Genomic DNA, 16691 nt, shown 5'->3' with positions numbered 1-16691 from the left:
GACACTGACATGTCGCGAATCGGACGACTCCCGGTCTCCATCCCCTCGGGTGTGGACGTCAAGGTCGAGGGCCAGGACGTTTTCGTCAAGGGCCCCAAGGGTGAGCTCTCCCTGACCGTCGTTCAGCCGATCACGGTCGAGCTGGGCGAGGGCAACCTCGAGGTCAAGCGCCCCAACGACGAGCGCGACTCGCGCTCGCGCCACGGCCTGACCCGCTCGCTCATCAACAACATGGTCCTCGGTGTCACCGAGGGCTACGAGAAGAAGATGGAGATCCACGGCACGGGTTACCGTGTCGCGGCGAAGGGCTCGGACCTCGAGTTCTCGCTCGGATACTCGCACCCGATCCTCATCCAGGCTCCCGACGGCATCAACTTCGCCGTCGAGAACCCGACCCGCTTCTCGGTGCAGGGCATCGACAAGCAGCTCGTGGGCGAGGTCGCGGCGAACATCCGCAAGCTGCGCAAGCCCGACCCGTACAAGGGCAAGGGTGTTCGCTATGCGGGCGAGCAGATCCGTCGCAAGGTTGGAAAGGCCGGTAAGTAAGCCATGGCAATGATCATCAAGCGCGGTAAGTCCAAGGCTGCCGCACGCATCCGTCGCCAGGTGCGCGGTCGCAAGAAGATCGCCGGCACCGCGGTCCGTCCCCGCCTCGTCGTGTCGCGCTCCACCCGTCACCTCTTCGTCCAGGTCGTCGACGACACCGTCGGCAAGACCGTGGCCTCGGCCTCGACGATGGAGGCGGACCTGCGCTCCTTCGACGGCGACAAGACGGCCAAGGCCAAGAAGGTCGGCGAGCTCGTGGCCGCCCGTGCCAAGGACGCCGGTATCGAGGCCGTCGTGTTCGACCGTGGTGGCAACAAGTACCACGGCCGGGTCGCGGCGATCGCCGAGGGCGCCCGCGAAGGCGGTCTGTCCCTGTGAGCAACTTCGTGAACGCAATTGTTGAGATGAGGAACATCTGATGCCCGGACAGCAGCGTCGAGGCACCGGCCCCGCCGGTGGCGGCGAGCGCACCGAGCGCGGAGATCGCCGTGACAACCGCGGCGGCCGCGACAACCGCGACAGCCGTGACGACAAGAACCAGTACGTCGAGCGCGTCGTGACCATCAACCGCGTCGCCAAGGTCGTCAAGGGTGGTCGTCGCTTCAGCTTCACCGCCCTCGTCGTCGTCGGTGACGGTGACGGCACCGTGGGTGTCGGCTACGGCAAGGCCAAGGAAGTTCCCGCGGCCATCGCCAAGGGTGTCGAGGAGGCCAAGAAGAACTTCTTCAAGGTCCCGCGCATCCAGGGCACCATCCCGCACCCCGTCCAGGGTGAGGCGGCCGCTGGTGTCGTCATGCTCCGCCCCGCCGCCCCCGGTACCGGTGTCATCGCCGGTGGCCCGGTGCGTGCGGTGCTCGAGTGCGCCGGCGTCCACGACGTCCTCAGCAAGTCGCTGGGCTCGGACAACGCCATCAACATCGTGCACGCCACGGCTCAGGCCCTGCGCGAGCTCGAGCGCCCCGAGTCGGTCGCTGCCCGTCGTGGCAAGACCCTCGAGGAGGTCGCTCCGGCGGCCATGCTCAGGGCCCGTGCGGCCGGTATCGCCGAGGCCCAGGCTGCGAAGGCTGGTGCGTGATGGCTCGTCTCAAGGTGACCCAGACCCGTTCCGAGATCGGTGGCAAGCAGAACCAGCGTGACACGCTGCGCAGCCTCGGTCTGAAGCGCATTGGCGACGTCGTCGTCAAGGAGGACCGTCCCGAGATCCGCGGGATGGTCAAGACGGTCACGCACCTCGTGTCCGTCGAGGAGGTTGACTGACCATGGCTGACAACGCCAAGAAGACGGGCGAGTCCGCCCTCAAGGTCCACCACCTGCGTCCGGCCCCCGGAGCCAAGACCGCCAAGACCCGTGTCGGTCGTGGCGAGGGCTCCAAGGGCAAGACCGCCGGTCGTGGAACCAAGGGCACCAAGGCCCGTTACCAGGTCCCGGAGCGTTTCGAGGGCGGCTCGATGCCGATGCACATGCGCCTCCCGAAGCTCCGTGGCTTCAAGAACCCGTTCCGCACGGAGTACCAGGTCGTGAACCTGGACCGCCTGCAGCTGCTCTTCCCGGAGGGTGGTCAGGTGTCCGTCGCCGACCTCGTCGCCAAGGGTGCCGTCCGTGACGGCTTCCCGGTGAAGGTCCTCGGCACGGGCGAGATCTCCGTCAAGGTCGAGGTCGAGGCGCATAAGTTCTCGGCTTCCGCCAAGGAGAAGATCGAGGCCGCTGGCGGCACGGTCACGGCTCTCGCCGGCTGAGTGATCAGGCGCGAGTGACCACCACACACCTCGTGTGAGCAGCGCCCCGGGCGCCCGACCCGCGAGCCGACGTGACGTCGGCCACCGCGGTGGGGACCCGGGGCGCTGCGCCTTTGCGTTAACCTTCCACGGATTGCATGACTTACGCCGCGCCACCGCGCGGCCCCCCAGGAGGACCCAGTGCTCGCCGCTTTCGTACGCGCGTTCCGTACCCCGGACCTGCGCAAGAAGCTGCTCTTCACGCTCGGCATCATCGTGCTGTTCCGTCTCGGTTCGCACGTGCCGACGCCCGGCATCAGCTACAGCCTGGTGCAGAGCTGTCTGGAGGCCAGCAAGGGCAAGTCCGGCGACCAGAGCGGTTTCCTGAACCTGGCCAACCTGTTCAGCGGCGGTGCACTGCTGCAGCTGTCGGTGTTCGCGCTCGGGATCATGCCCTACATCACGGCCAGCATCATCATCCAGCTGCTGACCGTCGTCATCCCGCGCTTCGAGGCGCTCAAGGAGGAGGGGCAGTCCGGTCAGAGCAAGCTGACGCAGTACACCCGCTACCTGACGATCGGCCTCGCGATCCTCCAGTCGGCGACGCTCGTCACCTTCGCGCGCAACCCCTCGAGCCTCTTCGGCGGTTCGTGCGACACGATCATGACCGACCAGTCGATGGTCACGATCGTCATCATGGTCCTGACGATGACCGCCGGCACCGGCCTCATCATGTGGTTCGGTGAGCTCATCACCGACAAGGGCGTCGGCAACGGCATGTCCCTGATGATCTTCACCTCGATCGCGGCCGGCTTCCCGGCCTCGCTGTGGGGCATCAAGGAGAACAAGGGCTGGGGCACCTTCCTCGGCATCCTGCTCCTCGGCATCTTCGTCATCGCCGCGGTGGTCTTCGTCGAGCAGTCCCAGCGCCGCATCCCGGTGCAGTACGCCAAGCGGATGGTGGGGCGTCGCATGTACGGCGGCACGTCCACCTACATCCCGCTCAAGGTCAACATGGCCGGTGTCATCCCGGTCATCTTCGCGAGCTCGCTGCTCGCGCTGCCGGGTCTCGTCGCGCAGTTCAACACCCGCGCGGACGGCAACAACCCGGCCTGGGTCCAGTGGGTCCAGGAGAACCTCGTCAAGGGCGACCACCCGATCTACATGGCGACCTACGTCGCGCTCATCCTCTTCTTCACCTTCTTCTACGTCTCGATCACGTTCAACCCGACCGAGGTCGCGGAGAACATGAAGAAGTACGGCGGTTTCATCCCGGGTATCCGGGCCGGGCGACCCACGGCCGAGTACCTCAACTACGTCCTGACCCGAATCACCGTGCCGGGTGCCATCTACCTCGCCATCGTCTCGCTCATCCCGCTCGTGGCCCTCGTGCTCGTGGGCGCCAACCAGAACTTCCCGTTCGGTGGCACCTCGATCCTCATCGTCGTCGGTGTGGGCCTCGAGACGGTCAAGCAGATCGAGGCGCAGCTGCAGCAGCGTCACTACGAAGGGTTCCTCCGTTAAATGCGACTGATCATCCTCGGCCCGCCCGGCGCCGGTAAGGGCACGCAGGCGGCCCGGATCGCCGAGCGCCTCGGCATCCCGGCCATCTCGACCGGCGACATCTTCCGCGCCAACATCAAGGACCAGACCCCGCTCGGGGTCAAGGTCGACGAGATCATCAAGTCCGGCGGCTACGTCTCCGACGACATCACCAACGAGATCGTCGAGGACCGCCTCACCTGGGACGACGCCGAGGGCGGTTTCCTCCTCGACGGCTACCCGCGCACCGCGGGTCAGGTCGACGCGCTCGACGCGATGCTGTCGCGTCACGGGCACGCGCTCGACGCCGTGCTCGAGCTGGAGGTCGACGAGGACGCCATCGTCGAGCGCCTGCTCAAGCGCGCCCAGACCGAGGGTCGCGCCGACGACACCGAGGACGTCATCCGCGAGCGCCAGGCGATCTACCGCAAGGAGACCGCACCCCTCGCGCAGCACTACGAGCTCGTCGGCCTCCTCGTCAAGGTCGACGGCATGGGCGCCGTCGACGAGGTCACCGACCGTGTCATCGCGGCCCTGCCGCAGCACGGCTGAGCGCGACTGCCCCAGCGCAGCCACCCGAGAAGGACCACGAATGTTCGGACGCCGGAACCGGCTCCAGGGCCGCACCGACGAGCAGCTCCTCCTCATGCGTGAGGCGGGCCTGCTCGTCGGCCGCACCCTCGAGCTGCTCGCTGCCGAGGTGCGACCGGGCATGACGACGCTCGAGCTCGACCGCCTGGCCGAGGACTTCATCCGCAGCAACGGCGGCATCCCGAACTTCCAGCTCGTGCCGGGATACAGCCACACGCTGTGCACGAGCGTCAACGACGAGGTCGTCCACGGCATCCCGGGGGCACGGGTGCTCGAAGCCGGCGACATCGTCTCGGTCGACTGCGGCGCCGAGGTCAAGGGGTGGAACGGCGACGCCGCGTTCACCGCGGTCGTCGGGGGCCGCGAGGCCGGCCGGCCCGAGGACCTCGCCCTCATCGACGCCACCGAGGTGAGCCTCTACGCCGGCATCGCCGCCATGCAGGTCGGAGGTCGCCTCTACGCCGTCGGTGACGCCGTCGAGGCCAGCATCGCGGCCGCCGCCGAGCGTGACGGCCTGCCCTACGGCGTCATCGACGAGTACGTCGGTCACGGCATCGGCACCGAGATGCACATGGATCCCCAGATCCCGAACTACGCCGTGCGCGAGGCCGGGCCGAAGCTCGTCGACGGCTTCACCGGCGCCATCGAGCCGATGATCACCCTCGGCGGGTCCGACACCAAGGTCCTCTCCGACGACTGGACCGTGGTGACGCTCGACGGCACGCGGGCGGCGCACTGGGAGCACTCCGTCGCCGTGCGGCAGGACGGGCTCTGGATCCTGACGGCCGTCGACGGCGGCAAGGCTGCCCTCGAGGCTGCCGGGGCGGCATACGCCCCCCTCGACGCGACCGCCTGACCCGCACACGCCCACCTGAGGGGCGCGGGAGCGTAATCTCGCGCTCGTGAGCCTTCCCCGCAGCACCCCGTCGGCGCAGGGCGTCGACGCCGCCGGCATCCACGCGTTCGTCGACGTCGCCGAGCGTGACCGGCTCGGCCTGCACAGCCTGATGGTCGTGCGCCACGGGCACGTCGTGGCGGAGGGCTGGTGGAAGCCGTATGCCGCGAGCCGCGTCCACCTCGCCTACTCCCTCTCGAAGACGGTGACGGCAACGGCCGTCGCCTTCCTCGTGCAGGAGGGGCGCCTGTCGCTCGACGACCGCGTGCTCGACCACTTCCCGGAGCTGGACCGCAGCGCCGTGGCCGACGACTGGGACGACGTGCGCGTCAGGCACTGCCTCTCGATGACCGTGGGTCACGAAGAGGACGCGTGGCCCCATGTCTTCGACCGGATGAGCGGCAGCGACTTCGCTGAGTCCGTCGACCCGGCCGACTGGGTGCCTCGGGTCTTCGCGACGACACCCACCCGGACGCCGGGCACGGTCTTCGCCTACAACCAGGTGGCGACCTATCTCCTGTCGGTCATCGTGCGGCGGGTGGCCGGGGAGGGCGTGGCCGACGCGCTGCGCCCTCGGCTGCTCGCCCCGTTGGGGCTGCCCGACATCCCGTGGCACCGCGACCCGCTCGGCCGCGAGCTCGGCTTCACCGGCGCTCACCTGACGACGGAGGCCATTGCCTCCGTCGCCCAGCTCTACCTCGACCGTGGGCGGTGGGAGGGGCGCCAGCTGCTCCCCGAGGCGTGGGTCGATGAGGCGACGCGCGCCTTCGGTCCGGTGAACGAGGACCCGGGCGCCGACGAGGACTGGCGCCGCGGCTACGGCTACTCGTTCTGGATGCAGCGCTACGGCTACCGCGGTGACGGCGCCTACGGCCAGTTCCTCATCGTGCTGCCCGAGCACGACACCGTCGTGGCCATCACGGCGGAGCAGTCCCGGATGCAGTCGACCCTCGACGGGCTGTGGGAGCACGTCGTGCCGGCGATCGGGTCCGGTGGGCCTGGCGGGTCGGGCACCGCCGACGGCGAGCTGGCCGAGCGCCTCGCTGGTCTGGAGATCCCCGCCATGTCGGGCGACGCGCTGGGACCGGACTACGCCGAGTTCTCCCGGGCCGACGCGTCGGACCTGGCGGCCGACTACACGGCGGTCTCGGTGACCCGGGACGGGCCCGACCACGTGCTCGGGCTGAACCGCCGCGGTGAGTGGCTGCGGGTGCCGGTCGGCCGGGGGTGGTGGCGCGAGGGCGAGCTGGTGGCCGGGGGAGCGACCCTGCCGGTCGTCGCCAGCGGTGGCTGGGTCGACGAGGACACCTTCCGCGGCGAGGTCATCGCCATCGAGTCGCCGCACCGCTTCCGCATCGAGGCGCGCCTGCGCAGCTCCGACGCCGACCTGACCTGGCGGATGGTCCCGCTCACCGGCTACGACCCGCTGTGGCTCGCCACGCGCTGGGCCCCGGCCTGACCGCTCCGCGGCGGCACGGGTCCCCGAAAGGCCCGTGACCACTGTCGGTGCCCGGGTGGACAATCGAGGGTGCTGCGCAAGGCGGCGGAAGGGGGCCACCATGGCCGGAGACGAGCGCAACCCTGCACTGGCCGGAGTGGCCGGAGCGGCAGGCACGACGGAGCGGGCGGGCGCGGTCAGTGCCGCGCGTCCCGCGTCCGCGGCCCCGCCCGGTGGGGTGCCCGCGGGGCACAACCCCTGGCCCGCCCTGTGGGCCATGGTCATCGGCTTCTTCATGATCCTCGTCGACTCGACCATCGTGTCGGTCGCGACGCCCGCGATCCTGCGGGGACTGCGCACCGACGTCAACAGCGTCATCTGGGTCACCAGCGCCTACCTGCTCGCGTATGCCACCCCGCTCCTCATCACGGGCCGCCTGGGTGACCGCTACGGTCCCAAGAACCTCTACCTCGTGGGGCTGACCGTCTTCACGGCCGCCTCGCTCTGGTGCGGCCTCACCGGCACGATCACCGGACTCATCATCGCCCGCGTCGTGCAGGGCCTCGGCGCCTCGATGCTGACCCCGCAGACGATGGCCGTCATCACCCGCACGTTCCCGGCCGCCTCACGTGGGCAGGCCATGGCGCTCTGGGGCGCGACGGCAGGAGTCGCGATCCTCGTCGGCCCCGTCGTGGGAGGTCTGCTCGTCGACGGACCCGGGTGGGAGTGGATCTTCTTCATCAACGTGCCCGTGGGGGTCGTCGCGTTCGTGCTCGCCGCCCGCCTCGTCCCGCGGCTCGAGACCCACAGCCACCGCTTCGACTGGCTGGGCGTCGCCCTGTCGGCGGTCGGCATGTTCCTGCTCGTCTTCGGCGTCCAGGAGGGTGAGACCTACGACTGGGGCACCATCAGCGGGTTCGTCTCCGTGCCGCTGCTCATCGCCGCCGGTGTGCTCGTGCTCGGGATCTTCGTCTGGTGGCAGGCGCACAACACCAGCGAGCCCCTGCTGCCGCTGCAGCTCTTCGGCGACCGCAACTTCTCGCTGGCCAACATCGCGATCACGACCATCGGCTTCTCGATCACCGCGATGGCGTTCCCGTTCATGCTCTACGCCCAGGCTGTCCGGGGCCTGTCACCCACGTCCGCGGCCCTGCTCCTGGCCCCGATGGCCGTCATCTCCGGTGGGCTCGCGCCCGTCGCCGGTCGGATGTCCGACCGGGTCCACCCACGCGGCATCACCGCGGTCGGGATCGGCCTGACCTCGGCCTCGCTGCTGTGGCTCGCCCTCGTCATGCACCCCGCGACAGCGACGTGGCTGCTGCTGCTCCCGATGGCGCTCATGGGTGTGGGCAACGCCTTCATGTGGGGTCCGCTGGGGGCCACCGCCACCCGCAACCTGCCGCTGTCCTCGGCCGGCGCCGGTTCCGGCGTCTACAACACGACCCGTCAGGTCGGAGCCGTCCTCGGCAGCGCGGCCATCGCCGCGGTCATCCAGGCCCGCCTCTCCGCGGACCTGCCCGGCATCCCCGGTGACCTCGGCGGCCTGCAGTCCTCCGGTGCCTCGATGCCGGCGAAGGTGGCCGAGGGCTTCGCCTCGGCCATGTCGGAGTCCATGCTGCTCCCCGCTGCGGTGCTCGTCATCGGCGTCGTCGCGGTGCTCTTCTTCGAACGTCCGGCCAGTCACCCCCACTGATCCGCAGGGACCAGCGCCGCGCCGCACGTGCCCGCCACGTCGAGCCCCGACTACGAAGCGTCGCGGCCCAGAGTCCCGGGCGCGCCGCCCACGTGGACGACCATCCGTTCGGCGACCACCCGCGCGTTGGCCTGCAGGACCTCGAGGGGGACGCGTGGGAGGTTCTCCTCCCAGTCGATGAGCGGTGACCCCCGGAACTGCAGCATGCGCGCGGGACGGCCGAGGAAGAACAGGTGCAGGTGCGCCCCGCCGTCGCCGTACTTCGCGAGCTGGACCCGTCCGACGCTCGGCACGTGCTCGACGGCGTCCGACACCGCGACGACGAGCTGGCCCATCTCGGCCGCGAGGTCTCCCGGCAGCGAGGGCAGGTCATGGTGCGCCAGCGGCATGAGCATGAGCATCACGGGCAGGCCGGTGTCGACGGAGAGCGTCAGCCGCCAGCGGTCGTTCGACCAGACGAGCCGGTCGTCGGCGTCGGCGAAGCCGCTTGCGCACCAGCAGTCGGCCGCGTGCTCACCCCGCCGTGCCGGCTCCTCGTCGGCCGGCGGCTGCACTGGCTTGAGCCGAAGGCCTTCGATCTCGTAGGGGTAGATGTCCCAGCCCGGCATCTCCTCGACGGCCACGGCGAGGCGCCCGTCCTCACCCGCCGCCGCAGCGATCCGCGCGAAGTACTCCTCGACGTCCTCCGCCTCGGCGGGCGGCGCGCTGACCACGTCGGTGTGGTCCTCCGGTGCAGACGGGTGCATGGCGTCGTCGCCGGGCTCGGTCACCACGCCAGTATGCCGCGTGGCCGGCCCGGTCGCCCGCGTGTGCGGACCGGCCGACCACGCCGCATACCCCAAGCGCGCGGAGCGGCTACTTCGACGGCTGCGGCGTGGAGCAGCCGACGCGTGGGTTGAGGCCGACGTAGTTCAGCGGGCCGGCGACGATGGTGACGGCAGTCGTCGTGAGACGGCTGCAGCTCGACTCGGACGAGCCCAGGTAGCCACGCTGGAACGCGGCGAACAGGCCGATGAGGAGCCAGAGCAGGACGACGATCGTGGAGGTGCGCGTGCGGGTGCGACTGCGGACGCTCATGAGTGCCTTTCGTGGGTCAGCCGACCAAGGCGGCGGCTGGTGGAGGGGGCCGTCACGGCACGTACCCGGCGCGTACCGCCCCACGAACACCGCGAGCGGTGGCACCATCGGCGCATGGGGACCATCGGTGACTACCTCGCGGGGCTCGCGCCCGACCAGCGGGCCGCCCTGCAACGGGTGGTCGACGTCGCGATGCGGGTCGCGCCCGAGGCGGAGGAGGGCACGAGCTACGGGATGCCGGCCCTGCGCCTCGACGGCCGCCCGCTCATCGGCGTCACGGCCTCGGCGCGGCACCTGTCGCTCTTCCCGTTCAGCCCGGCCGTCGTCGAGGCCGTCACTCCGGAGCTCGACGGCTTCTCGCTCAGCAAGGGCACGATCCGCTTCACCTCCGACCACGCCCTTCCCGAGGACGTCGTCGAGCGGGTCGTCCGGCTGCGCCGCGCCGAGCTCGAGACCTGAGGCGGTCGCGGACGAGCACCAGCAGGCCCCGGCACCGATTTCAGGAACGGCGCCAACTGGCGTATTCTTGTGCGTTGGGTGTCGTGTGCCTCGATGCCCGAGTCACGCCTGTGCGCCGCGAACGATCTGGAGCACGGCAACCAGGCACGCCCCAAGGCCGGCTCAGTCCGAGTCGGCCAGCTACAGATAGACGGAGGATATGGCCAAGAAGGACGGTGTCATCGAGATCGAGGGCACGATCGTCGAGGCTCTCCCGAACGCGATGTTCCGGGTCGAGCTCTCCAACGGTCACAAGGTGCTCGCACACATCTCGGGAAAGATGCGACAGCACTACATCCGGATCCTCCCTGAGGACCGTGTGGTGGTGGAGCTCTCTCCCTATGACCTGACCCGCGGTCGGATCGTCTTCCGCTACCGCTGAGCACCAGGGTCGGCCGCGACCAGCCCGCGCGAGCGGGGTGTCCGGCCGGGACGAGTGCGAGGCACCAACTCCCGATTACACAACCAAGCACCCATCCTCACGTGCCCTCCGGGCCGGTGGTGACGGGTGCGCGATCTGAAGACAGCAGGCAGATGAAGGTTCAGCCGAGCGTCAAGAAGATCTGTGACAAGTGCAAGGTGATCCGCCGTAACGGTCGGGTCATGGTGATCTGCGAGAACCTGCGCCACAAGCAGCGCCAGGGCTGAGCAGAACCACCACCTTCGCCGTCGACAGACTTTCGACAGCACGCGAGAAAAGTGAATGAAAGCAGCACCCGGCCCCTGATGCCCGACCGTCGTGTCGGCGCAGGACGTCACCCCCGGCTCGGAGGCCGGGGACCGGTGGCCCGTCCTTCTGAGTGGCGGACCGTGACCCCGGATCGGTGACCTGCTCCAGACCTCCGCGAAACAGAAATCAGGAGACAACCCAACATGGCTCGTCTTGTTGGAGTCGACCTTCCGCGCGAGAAGCGCGTCGAGGTCGCACTGACCTACATCTTCGGTGTCGGTCGCACCCGTTCCAAGGAGGCGCTGGTTGCCACCGGCGTCGACCCCAACACCCGCGTCAAGGACCTCGGTGAGACCGAGCTCGTTGCGCTTCGTGACTTCCTCGAGGGCAACTACCGCCTCGAGGGTGACCTTCGCCGTGAGGTGCAGGCCGACATCCGCCGCAAGGTCGAGATCGGCTCCTACGAAGGTCTGCGTCACCGTCGTGGTCTGCCCGTGCGCGGTCAGCGCACCAAGACCAACGCGCGCACCCGCAAGGGTCCGAAGCGCACCGTGGCCGGCAAGAAGAAGGCCCGCTGACGCTGATCGCTTCCGCGATCGCGTCTCACCGACATTCAGTTCTGACGTAGGAGAAAAATGCCTCCCAAGGCTCGCGTGACGAAGGTTCGTCGCAAGGAGAAGAAGAACGTCGCCCACGGGCACGCTCACATCAAGAGCACGTTCAACAACACGATCATCTCGATCACGGACCCCACCGGCGCCGTGATCGCCTGGGCCTCTGCCGGCCAGGTCGGCTTCAAGGGCTCGCGCAAGTCCACCCCGTTCGCTGCCCAGATGGCCGCCGAGGCTGCTGCCCGCCGCGCCATGGAGCACGGCATGCGCAAGGTCGACGTCTTCGTGAAGGGCCCGGGTTCGGGCCGCGAGACGGCGATCCGTTCGCTCACCGCCACCGGCCTCGAGGTCGGCGCGATCAGCGACGTCACGCCCACGCCGCACAACGGTGTCCGCCCGCCCAAGCGCCGTCGCGTCTGATCCGGCACTGAGCGAGAGAGAGAACTAGGAAATGGCTCGTTACACCGGCCCGATCACCAAGAAGTCCCGCCGCCTCAAGATGGACCTCGTCGGCGGCGACAAGAACTTCGAGCTCCGCCCGTTCCCGCCCGGCCAGCACGGCCGTCGCCGGATCCAGGAGAAGGAGTACCTCACCCAGCTCCAGGAGAAGCAGCGCGCCCGCTTCCAGTACGGCGTCATGGAGAAGCAGTTCGTCCGCTACTACAAGGAAGCGGCGAAGCGCCCCGGCAAGACCGGTGAGAACCTCCTCCAGATCCTCGAGACGCGTCTCGACAACGTGGTCTACCGCGCGGGCCTGGCCCGCACGCGTCGCCACGCCCGTCAGCTCGTGACGCACGGTCACTTCGAGGTCAACGGCGTGCGCGTCGACGTCCCGAGCTACCGCGTCGAGCAGTACGACATCATCACGGTCCGCAAGCAGTCCGTCGAGAGCTTCCCGATCGAGCTGGCCCGCCAGACGTTCGGCGAGCGTCCCGTGCCGGCCTGGATGCAGGTCGTCGAGGGCTCCCTGCAGATCCTCATCCACCAGCTCCCGGTGCGCGCGCAGATCGACTCGCAGCTCACCGAGCAGCTGATCGTCGAGCTCTACTCGAAGAACTGATCAAGGTTCGGTATGCCGTGAAGCCCGCTTCACGGCATACCGAACGATTGCGTGGGGCCGCGCTCGCAGACAGAGCCGAGCCGGCCCGCCCGGATCACGACCGGGCAGTTTCACGAGGCGTCATATGGCGGTCGCCCGTGGGAAGGAACTGAACAGTGCTCATCGCACAGCGTCCCGTGCTCTCCGAAGAGGTCGTGGTCGAGAACCGCAGCCGCTTCACCATCGAGCCGCTCGAGCCCGGCTTCGGCTACACGCTCGGCAACTCCCTCCGTCGCACCCTGCTCTCGAGCATCCCGGGCGCGGCGGTCACCTCCATCCGCATCGACGGCGTGCTCCACGAGTTCACGACCGTTCCGGGCGTGAAGGAGGACGTCACCGAGATGATCCTCAACATCAAGGGCCTCGTCGTCTCCTCGGAGCACGACGAGCCGGTCGTCATGTACCTGCGCAAGCAGGGCCCGGGTGCGGTCACCGCCGCCGACATCACGCCGCCGGCGGGTGTCGAGGTGCACAACCCCGACCTGCACATCGCGACGCTGAACGACAAGGGCAAGCTCGAGATGGAGCTGACCGTGGAGCGTGGCCGTGGCTACGTCTCGGCGCAGCAGAACAAGTCCGGCGACCAGGAGATCGGCCGCATCCCGGTCGACTCGATCTACAGCCCGGTGCTCACCGTGACCTACAAGGTCGAGGCGACCCGTGTCGAGCAGCGCACCGACTTCGACAAGCTCATCGTCGACGTCGAGACGAAGAACTCGATGACCCCGCGTGACGCCATGGCCTCGGCCGGCAAGACGCTGGTCGAGCTCTTCGGCCTCGCCCGCGAGCTCAACGTCGAGGCCGAGGGCATCGACATGGGCCCGTCGCCGACGGACGCCGCGCTCGCCGCGGACCTCGCCCTGCCGATCGAGGACCTGGACCTCACCGTTCGTTCCTACAACTGCCTCAAGCGCGAGGGCATCCACACCGTGGGTGAGCTCGTGGGCCGCAGCGAGGCCGACCTGCTCGACATCCGCAACTTCGGTGCGAAGTCGATCGACGAGGTCAAGGCCAAGCTCGTCGGCATGGGTCTGGCCCTCAAGGACAGCCCGCCCGGGTTCGACCCGTCGGCCCTCGTCGACGGCTACGGCGACGATGACTACAGCGACGACGACGACCAGTCGTTCGTCGAGGACGAGCGTCTCTGACCAACCGCTTCTTGACCGAGCCCTCGACGCACCGCTCGAGAACGGCCTGGTCGGACTTCTAGGAGAAACGAAATGCCTACCCCCACCAAGGGTCCCCGCGTCGGTGGCGGCCCCGCCCATGAGCGGCTGATCCTGGCCAACCTCGCGACGTCGCTCTTCGAGCACGACAGGATCACGACGACCGAGGCCAAGGCCAAGCGCCTGCGCCCGCTCGCCGAGCGTCTCATCACGTTCGCCAAGCGCGGCGACCTGCACGCCCGTCGTCGCGTCCTCACGGTCGTGCGCGACAAGGGTGTCGTCCACCGCCTCTTCGCCGAGATCGCCCCCGACATGGCGGCTCGCGAGGGTGGCTACACCCGCATCACGAAGATCACCGCCCGCAAGGGTGACAACGCCCCCATGGTCGTCATCGAGCTCGTCCGCGAGCCGCTGTCGGCCAAGAAGGCGACGGTCAAGGAGGCCGAGGGCGCGACCCGTCGTGCCGCCAAGCAGGAGGAGGCCAAGGCCGCCGCTGCCGAGACCAAGGCCGCCGAGGACGCCGAGGCGACCGAGGCCACCGAGGCTCCGGCCGCCGACGTGCCCGAGGGCGCCGTCGCCGCGAACGAGGACGGCTCGGCCCCCGAGGGCTACACCGTCAAGGGCAACGCCGACTCCGGCAAGTACCACGAGCCCGACGGCCAGTGGTACGACCAGACGATCGCCGAGTTCTGGTTCAAGTCCGCCGAGGACGCCGAGGCCGCCGGCTTCACGAAGGCCGGCTCCGGCTCCTGAGCCACGCCTGATCGCAAGAGCAGCCCGTCCCCCTCGGGGCGGGCTGCTCTTGCGTCTGTCCGGACGACGTGCTCCCGGTCACCACTGGTGGGCGACGTCGACGACGAGACGGCGGCCGCCGTCGGCGTCGGTGATGACGAACGCCCGCATCGGCAGGCGTGCCCGCACCCCGAGGCCGAAGTCGGTGTAGCCCTCGAAGCCGCCGACGTGTTTCAGCTGCCGGAGGGTGCGCCACCCGGGGAAGTCGGTCGTGGTCGGGCCGAGGGTCGAGGGTGCGCCGATGGTGACCTGGATCCTCGCACCACCGGTGACCGCGACGGGCCGTCCGCTTCCCGGCCCGGTGATGGCATCGACGTAGCGGACGGCATAGCCGAATGTGCCCCGGCCTCGTGCGACGTCGAACACCAGCCGGTCGTAGCAGGCGTGCTGACCGGCACGCGCTCCGGTGACCTTCCCCGTCCAGAGCAGCGCTGGGCTGGTGGCCCTGACGGTCGAGCCCCACGTGAGCCCGCACGAAGGTGCTGCGCCGGCCGCCGGGGTTGCAGCGAGGGCTGTCGCCGCGGCCAGGGCGGTCGCGCACGCGGCGACGAGGCTGCGTCGGGCAAGGGCGTTCATGGTGGTTCCCCCTTCTGCTGGGCCGGGCTGGTCGTCCGGCACCCACCTGGAGGACGTGCAGGCCCAGCCTGCGGTTGACGTCGGTGCCTCGACGCCTTCCTGCGCCGGTTAGGCTCTGTCGCGATGGACGGGACGAGCGAGCCGAGCCCAGCGGACGAGTCGAGGCAGGCAGATGCGCCGGCGCTGCGGGTGCGACTCGACCTCGCCTACGACGGGACGGCCTTCTCGGGGTGGGCGGCCCAGCCGTCCCTGCGCACCGTCCAAGGTGAGCTGTCGGCGGCGCTGACCACCGTGCTGCGCAGCGCGCAGCCCGTCCGGGTGACCGTTGCGGGACGCACGGACGCAGGCGTCCACGCTCGCGGGCAGGTCGCCCACGTCGACCTCGACCCCGCGGCCTGGGCCGACCTGCCCGGGCGCTCGGACCGCGAGCCCGGCGCCGCGCTCGTCAGCCGCCTGGGCGGCATCCTGCCCCACGACGTCGTCGTGCGCCGCGCCCAGCCCGCACCGGCCGGGTTCGACGCGCGCTTCTCCGCCACGGAGCGGCGCTACCTCTACCGGATCGCGGACGCCGATGCCCTGCGTGACCCGCTCCGGCGTCACGACACCGTCTGGTGGCGCAGGCCGCTCGACGTCGAGGCGATGGACGAGGCCGCCCGCTCGCTCCTCGGACTGCGGGACTTCGCAGCCTTCTGCAAGCAGCGGGAGGGCGCGACGACCGTGCGGACTCTCCTCGACTTCTCGTGGACCCGGCTGTCGGACGGGGTGCTGGTCGCCACCGTGCGGGCCGACGCCTTCTGCCACTCGATGGTGCGGTCGCTCGTCGGTGCGGTCGTCCCCGTGGGCGAGGGGCGCCGGGCCCGGGACTGGCCCCGCGCGGTGCAGGACGGGGCCTCACGGACCGTCGGCATCCACGTCATGCCGCCGCACGGGCTCAGCCTCGAGGAGGTCGTCTACCCGGACGACGCGGAGCTCGCGGAGCGCGCCGTCGTCACCCGGGCGCGGCGCCTGCCCACCTGAGCGGAGCCGGGCCCGGTCCGGGCCGGTGCCATAAACGGTGCCCGGACCGCTGGCACGGGCGCTTCGGTGGGCGGTGTCTCAGCCCCGAGACCCGACCGGCGTGCTCGCCGGTCGCTGTGGTTGGATCGAGCGCATGAAGGCCAGCCCGACGCGCGTCCTCTCGGTCGGTCTCCTCACCTGCATGCTCGTGCTGACGGGCTGCTCCAAGGACGCCACCGTCTCGTCGCCGCCGGTCTCGGGCAGCGCAGGGTCCGCACCGACCGGCGCCACCTCGGACGCCACCTCCGGCGCGACCGGCGCGGCCACCACCGGCGAGGGTGACAAGGTCAAGGGCCTGTCCGGTGGGTTCACCGTCGTGCCCCCCGAGGGCTGGACCGAGGCCACCGACAAGGCGAAGGGGGTCGCCAACATCGACCTCGTGCTGCTGTCCTCGAAGAAGGTCGGCGACTTCGCCAACAACCTCGTGGTGACTGCCGCCGAAGGTGACCAGTCGGTGCTCGAGGCCGAGCTCGTCAAGGGCCGGCAGCAGCTGGCCGCAGCCGGCCGCACCGTCTCCGCGGCGCCGGACAAGACGATCGCCGGGACCACCGCCGTCGGTTTCACGACAGCCTTCGAGCAGCAGGGCATCAAGGTGCTCGCCCGCTCCTACGGCGTCCAGCGCGGCGGCCGGATCTACCTGCTCACGCTGAGCTCGTCGCAGGCCGACGCCACCCACGCGATGACCGAGTTCGACGAGCTCCTCTCGACCTGGGCGTGGACGTAGCC

Annotated in this window: 23 protein-coding genes; 20 read left to right on the top strand and 3 right to left on the bottom strand. The window is 69.6% G+C overall.

Annotation, left to right across the window (positions count from 1 at the left end; all coding sequences use genetic code 11):
- Positions 1-9 precede the first annotated feature (9 nt).
- The 10 genes from rplF to ABD831_RS00115 all read left to right on the top strand — a co-directional run bounded on the left by rplF (position 10) and on the right by ABD831_RS00115 (position 8420).
- Complete coding sequence (gene rplF, locus ABD831_RS00160; protein ID WP_344939851.1) at positions 10-546, top strand: 50S ribosomal protein L6; 537 nt, start codon at positions 10-12, stop codon at positions 544-546.
- A gap of 3 nt (positions 547-549) precedes the next feature.
- Entirely contained in the window at positions 550-924 is a 375-nt protein-coding gene (gene rplR, locus ABD831_RS00155) for a 50S ribosomal protein L18 (protein ID WP_142176974.1), read from the top strand.
- A gap of 40 nt (positions 925-964) precedes the next feature.
- Positions 965-1621, top strand: a complete 657-nt coding sequence (gene rpsE, locus ABD831_RS00150) for a 30S ribosomal protein S5 (RefSeq protein WP_142176975.1) — start codon at positions 965-967, stop codon at positions 1619-1621.
- Positions 1621-1803: a 50S ribosomal protein L30 gene (gene rpmD, locus ABD831_RS00145; RefSeq protein WP_020143226.1), complete on the top strand. Its 183-nt coding sequence runs from the start codon at positions 1621-1623 to the stop codon at positions 1801-1803. Before rpsE ends, rpmD begins: the two co-directional genes overlap by 1 nt.
- Before the next feature lie 2 nt (positions 1804-1805).
- Positions 1806-2282 carry a 50S ribosomal protein L15 gene (gene rplO / locus ABD831_RS00140; protein WP_142176976.1) on the top strand — a complete coding sequence of 159 codons (477 nt, stop codon included), beginning with the start codon at positions 1806-1808 and terminating at the stop codon, positions 2280-2282.
- Positions 2283-2462: 180 nt separating this feature from the next.
- On the top strand, positions 2463-3785 hold the full coding sequence (secY, locus tag ABD831_RS00135) for a preprotein translocase subunit SecY (RefSeq protein ID WP_142176977.1): 1323 nt from the start codon (positions 2463-2465) through the stop codon (positions 3783-3785).
- The gene (locus ABD831_RS00130) at positions 3786-4355 is read left to right on the top strand and encodes an adenylate kinase (protein ID WP_142176978.1); all 570 of its coding nucleotides are present in this window, start codon (positions 3786-3788) and stop codon (positions 4353-4355) included.
- A gap of 40 nt (positions 4356-4395) precedes the next feature.
- Positions 4396-5250 (top strand): type I methionyl aminopeptidase, encoded by an 855-nt coding sequence (map, locus tag ABD831_RS00125; protein WP_344939843.1) that lies wholly within the window; start codon positions 4396-4398, stop codon positions 5248-5250.
- Positions 5251-5296: 46 nt separating this feature from the next.
- Positions 5297-6748 (top strand): serine hydrolase domain-containing protein, encoded by a 1452-nt coding sequence (locus ABD831_RS00120; protein ID WP_344939840.1) that lies wholly within the window; start codon positions 5297-5299, stop codon positions 6746-6748.
- A 100-nt stretch (positions 6749-6848) separates the two neighbouring features.
- Positions 6849-8420: a DHA2 family efflux MFS transporter permease subunit gene (locus ABD831_RS00115; RefSeq protein WP_425582767.1), complete on the top strand. Its 1572-nt coding sequence runs from the start codon at positions 6849-6851 to the stop codon at positions 8418-8420.
- Positions 8421-8470: 50 nt separating this feature from the next.
- Here the strand turns inward: ABD831_RS00115 and ABD831_RS00110 are convergent, their stop codons facing one another.
- Complete coding sequence (locus ABD831_RS00110) at positions 8471-9190, bottom strand: hypothetical protein (RefSeq protein WP_344939836.1); 720 nt, start codon at positions 9188-9190, stop codon at positions 8471-8473.
- An 85-nt stretch (positions 9191-9275) separates the two neighbouring features.
- The gene (locus ABD831_RS00105) at positions 9276-9497 is read right to left on the bottom strand and encodes a hypothetical protein (RefSeq protein WP_142176981.1); all 222 of its coding nucleotides are present in this window, start codon (positions 9495-9497) and stop codon (positions 9276-9278) included.
- Between the two features lie 114 nt (positions 9498-9611).
- Here ABD831_RS00105 and ABD831_RS00100 point away from each other — a divergent pair, with 114 nt between their 5' ends.
- The 8 genes from ABD831_RS00100 (at position 9612) to rplQ (ending at position 14294) form a co-directional block, all read left to right on the top strand.
- Positions 9612-9956, top strand: a complete 345-nt coding sequence (locus ABD831_RS00100; protein ID WP_344939832.1) for an iron chaperone — start codon at positions 9612-9614, stop codon at positions 9954-9956.
- Positions 9957-10155: 199 nt separating this feature from the next.
- Positions 10156-10377, top strand: coding sequence for a translation initiation factor IF-1 (infA, locus tag ABD831_RS00095; protein ID WP_013493543.1), 222 nt, complete (start codon positions 10156-10158; stop codon positions 10375-10377).
- Positions 10378-10529: 152 nt separating this feature from the next.
- Positions 10530-10643, top strand: coding sequence for a 50S ribosomal protein L36 (gene rpmJ, locus ABD831_RS00090; protein WP_006592630.1), 114 nt, complete (start codon positions 10530-10532; stop codon positions 10641-10643).
- A 225-nt stretch (positions 10644-10868) separates the two neighbouring features.
- Positions 10869-11243 (top strand): 30S ribosomal protein S13, encoded by a 375-nt coding sequence (rpsM, locus tag ABD831_RS00085; protein ID WP_142176983.1) that lies wholly within the window; start codon positions 10869-10871, stop codon positions 11241-11243.
- Between the two features lie 57 nt (positions 11244-11300).
- Complete coding sequence (rpsK, locus tag ABD831_RS00080) at positions 11301-11696, top strand: 30S ribosomal protein S11 (protein ID WP_020143208.1); 396 nt, start codon at positions 11301-11303, stop codon at positions 11694-11696.
- Between the two features lie 31 nt (positions 11697-11727).
- Entirely contained in the window at positions 11728-12336 is a 609-nt protein-coding gene (gene rpsD, locus ABD831_RS00075) for a 30S ribosomal protein S4 (RefSeq protein WP_142176985.1), read from the top strand.
- 155 nt (positions 12337-12491) lie between these two features.
- Positions 12492-13523, top strand: coding sequence for a DNA-directed RNA polymerase subunit alpha (locus ABD831_RS00070; protein ID WP_030194272.1), 1032 nt, complete (start codon positions 12492-12494; stop codon positions 13521-13523).
- A 72-nt stretch (positions 13524-13595) separates the two neighbouring features.
- Positions 13596-14294, top strand: coding sequence for a 50S ribosomal protein L17, sunset domain variant (gene rplQ / locus ABD831_RS00065; RefSeq protein ID WP_344939826.1), 699 nt, complete (start codon positions 13596-13598; stop codon positions 14292-14294).
- Positions 14295-14372: 78 nt separating this feature from the next.
- Here the strand turns inward: rplQ and ABD831_RS00060 are convergent, their stop codons facing one another.
- Positions 14373-14909, bottom strand: a complete 537-nt coding sequence (locus ABD831_RS00060; RefSeq protein ID WP_344939824.1) for an AMIN-like domain-containing (lipo)protein — start codon at positions 14907-14909, stop codon at positions 14373-14375.
- 123 nt (positions 14910-15032) lie between these two features.
- Here ABD831_RS00060 and truA point away from each other — a divergent pair, with 123 nt between their 5' ends.
- The gene (gene truA, locus ABD831_RS00055) at positions 15033-15926 is read left to right on the top strand and encodes a tRNA pseudouridine(38-40) synthase TruA (protein WP_344939823.1); all 894 of its coding nucleotides are present in this window, start codon (positions 15033-15035) and stop codon (positions 15924-15926) included.
- A gap of 133 nt (positions 15927-16059) precedes the next feature.
- Positions 16060-16689, top strand: coding sequence for a hypothetical protein (locus ABD831_RS00050; protein WP_344939821.1), 630 nt, complete (start codon positions 16060-16062; stop codon positions 16687-16689).
- The last annotated feature ends 2 nt before the right edge of the window (positions 16690-16691 follow it).

The organism is Terrabacter ginsenosidimutans, assembly GCF_039539425.1.
Lineage (GTDB): Bacteria > Actinomycetota > Actinomycetes > Actinomycetales > Dermatophilaceae > Terrabacter > Terrabacter ginsenosidimutans.
Note: the sequence above shows the minus strand (reverse complement) of the source record. Positions and strands in the feature narration are given on the sequence as shown.

Coding starts and splice junctions, on each gene's coding strand:
- infA (WP_013493543.1), top strand. CDS start 10,156: ATGGCCAAGAAGGACGGTGTCATCGAGATCGAGGGCACGATCGTCGAG.
- rplR (WP_142176974.1), top strand. CDS start 550: ATGGCAATGATCATCAAGCGCGGTAAGTCCAAGGCTGCCGCACGCATC.
- map (WP_344939843.1), top strand. CDS start 4,396: ATGTTCGGACGCCGGAACCGGCTCCAGGGCCGCACCGACGAGCAGCTC.
- rpmJ (WP_006592630.1), top strand. CDS start 10,530: ATGAAGGTTCAGCCGAGCGTCAAGAAGATCTGTGACAAGTGCAAGGTG.
- rpmD (WP_020143226.1), top strand. CDS start 1,621: ATGGCTCGTCTCAAGGTGACCCAGACCCGTTCCGAGATCGGTGGCAAG.
- ABD831_RS00050 (WP_344939821.1), top strand. CDS start 16,060: ATGAAGGCCAGCCCGACGCGCGTCCTCTCGGTCGGTCTCCTCACCTGC.
- ABD831_RS00105 (WP_142176981.1), bottom strand. CDS start 9,497: ATGAGCGTCCGCAGTCGCACCCGCACGCGCACCTCCACGATCGTCGTC.
- rplO (WP_142176976.1), top strand. CDS start 1,806: ATGGCTGACAACGCCAAGAAGACGGGCGAGTCCGCCCTCAAGGTCCAC.
- ABD831_RS00130 (WP_142176978.1), top strand. CDS start 3,786: ATGCGACTGATCATCCTCGGCCCGCCCGGCGCCGGTAAGGGCACGCAG.
- rplQ (WP_344939826.1), top strand. CDS start 13,596: ATGCCTACCCCCACCAAGGGTCCCCGCGTCGGTGGCGGCCCCGCCCAT.
- ABD831_RS00115 (WP_425582767.1), top strand. CDS start 6,849: ATGGCCGGAGACGAGCGCAACCCTGCACTGGCCGGAGTGGCCGGAGCG.
- ABD831_RS00100 (WP_344939832.1), top strand. CDS start 9,612: ATGGGGACCATCGGTGACTACCTCGCGGGGCTCGCGCCCGACCAGCGG.
- ABD831_RS00060 (WP_344939824.1), bottom strand. CDS start 14,909: ATGAACGCCCTTGCCCGACGCAGCCTCGTCGCCGCGTGCGCGACCGCC.
- rplF (WP_344939851.1), top strand. CDS start 10: ATGTCGCGAATCGGACGACTCCCGGTCTCCATCCCCTCGGGTGTGGAC.
- rpsM (WP_142176983.1), top strand. CDS start 10,869: ATGGCTCGTCTTGTTGGAGTCGACCTTCCGCGCGAGAAGCGCGTCGAG.
- rpsD (WP_142176985.1), top strand. CDS start 11,728: ATGGCTCGTTACACCGGCCCGATCACCAAGAAGTCCCGCCGCCTCAAG.
- rpsE (WP_142176975.1), top strand. CDS start 965: ATGCCCGGACAGCAGCGTCGAGGCACCGGCCCCGCCGGTGGCGGCGAG.
- rpsK (WP_020143208.1), top strand. CDS start 11,301: ATGCCTCCCAAGGCTCGCGTGACGAAGGTTCGTCGCAAGGAGAAGAAG.
- truA (WP_344939823.1), top strand. CDS start 15,033: ATGGACGGGACGAGCGAGCCGAGCCCAGCGGACGAGTCGAGGCAGGCA.